Genomic DNA, 2,237 nt, shown 5'->3' with positions numbered 1-2,237 from the left:
ACATACTAGACTGTGGGTTAGGATTTTTACGCATTTAAAGCCCTCTGATCACGCCGGTGAAAGGGCAAGTATCGCAATCCCCCGGGAAACCATGTAGGTCAATCTATCAGGTGTTATCATGCGAGACTTCCGTGTACCCAAGAATATGCATGTCAGCATTGTCGATCCCATTGAAGGTTGGGAGTTTGGTTGTCTGACAATATGGGCCAAGGTGAACCCGGACTACGTACTCCATGTATGGGCTCCCGAACGTTTGGCATACAAAAAAATACTATATTCGCTGCTGATGTCCGAGATAAACAAAAATGCTATTGAGAAAGATTCTCCAGATGATGATATAGCGAAGTTGAAAGATCGCACCTGGAAAATAATTGATGATTTTATGGGTAAAAGCCCAAACGTAGAACAATTGAATATAATGAGTTCCAGTTTTTCAGATAATGTAAAGCAGTCGTTTGCCATACAATGGGATAAAACCAGTGAATTGTTAAATAAAATTGAAACATCCATTGTCGATGCTGTCGTTCATAGAGACGAGATTGATTTCAAACCAATAGAGATTCAATATATTAAATACAGCTTAGGCTTTACTGACTCTTTAATAACCGAAAGATTTATAGGAATTTATCATGCTTTCAATTTTGGAGGGGCATATATTGATAAAGGACTACTACCCGAAATGGAGAGCAAGGCCTTTCTAAAAAGGAGTAGTTCGGGCGAGTCTATATCAGAAATAGGAGTAAGTGATGAAAACAAAAAACGTCTCGAAAGAGCTAAGATACGTGCTCTTTTTGAAAAAATGTTTTCAGATGGAATGATTCCAGATCCCAGCCCTTATTTTGAGACATACGATACAAACCTGCCAGAAGAACAAACCAGTCAGATTAAAGATATCGTAAAAAAAACCAGTATTGGTGATCTATTCCAAAGACTAGGGGAATATCAACTAACACATCATACCCGCAATACATTAATGTTCGGAATGAAAATAAATTCATTAGGTAATTTTGTAGACAGTACTCTTGATCATGCAAACCAGCCATTTATCCTACTAACTCTCAAAAGAAACCCTCTGATCAAAATATCACTTGATGAAATCACATTTCTTCATGATGCTGTAGAAGGCTTAAAAAAATCTGCAATAAGTGAGGAAGAACTCATACCAAAGATAAAGGAGAAACTACGTCAATTCTATCAAATAAATAAAACGGATGTCTCCAGCAGTAACATTAATGAAGTTGCAATGATGTCAGCAAAGTTTTCATATCATAACAAGGAGACTGACCAGCGGATTATCAATAAAATAGGTTATAACGCTTTTGAAAGATTGAAAAATACCCAATTAAAAAGAAAATATAAAATCATTCCATTTGTTAAATTCTCAGCAAACAATCCCTTCTACAACAGAAGATCTTATGTTCTTAGTTTCAACCCTTCACTAATAGTGCGTGAGAGACCATACGACAAATTAATAATAATTAATCTATTTGACAGTCTGTACGATAAAGAAAGATCTTTAACAGAGTCTATTAATCTTTATCATGAGTACAGAACTGAAAAAAGCGTTTTGTACAATGTTGTTGAAATTAATATGCCGCAAGGAAAAACACTTAAACTCGAAATAGTAAAAGGAATACCGTTCACAAACATTGGTGAAGACACTAAAGTCATCATTACCGGAGAGGTTTATTTCTCTGATATCAGACGCGCTACTCGTTTTTTTTCCGACACTCAGAACTTAATAAAAAAGCTAACATTGGTTTTAAGTATGGCAATTCCCAGCAATACCACCGTACAAACCATAGCATTCTCTTTTGATAACTCTGCACAAGGCATTTTTGGTTCTTCGGGTGTACTGGGTGTACTGAATGTTAACCATAAAGGTTATGCTGTACCTGAAGTTTTGAGGGAGTTGGCCAAAAAAGGTATCTTTGCAAATGCTGCCGTTGCAGTTCGCACGCCTCATTCAGCCGATGATCCTGACATACCATCAACCTCCAGCAATGCGCCCTACCCTGAACCAAACCGTGTTGTTTTTACCCTGCTGCCTGACGGGACCACTGTTGAATACAGAACGAGGTTCGGGTTAGCCTCCCTTGAGCCTAAAAATGTATTTACCCATGCCTTACCTGAAAGTCATCACAGCGATAACGGGACTGAAGGTCAATCTAACGATGCCAGCTCCGAAGACGATCCGATCAAAGCCATATTACAAGAGAAGATTGCCGGTAGCGGAT

General features: G+C 38.0%; 1 protein-coding gene. It reads left to right on the top strand.

Features of this window, described 5'->3' with window-relative positions; all coding sequences use genetic code 11:
• Positions 1 to 118: 118 nt before the first annotated feature.
• A partial coding sequence (locus KDK19_RS06405; protein WP_257291583.1) for a hypothetical protein occupies positions 119 to 2,237 on the top strand: 2,119 nt, incomplete at its 3' end.

It is taken from the genome of Endozoicomonas sp. ONNA1 (assembly GCF_024606325.1).
Taxonomy (GTDB): Bacteria; Pseudomonadota; Gammaproteobacteria; order Pseudomonadales; family Endozoicomonadaceae; genus Endozoicomonas_A.
The sequence above is the reverse complement of the archived record's forward strand: the minus strand, read 5'-3'. Positions and strand labels throughout refer to the sequence as shown.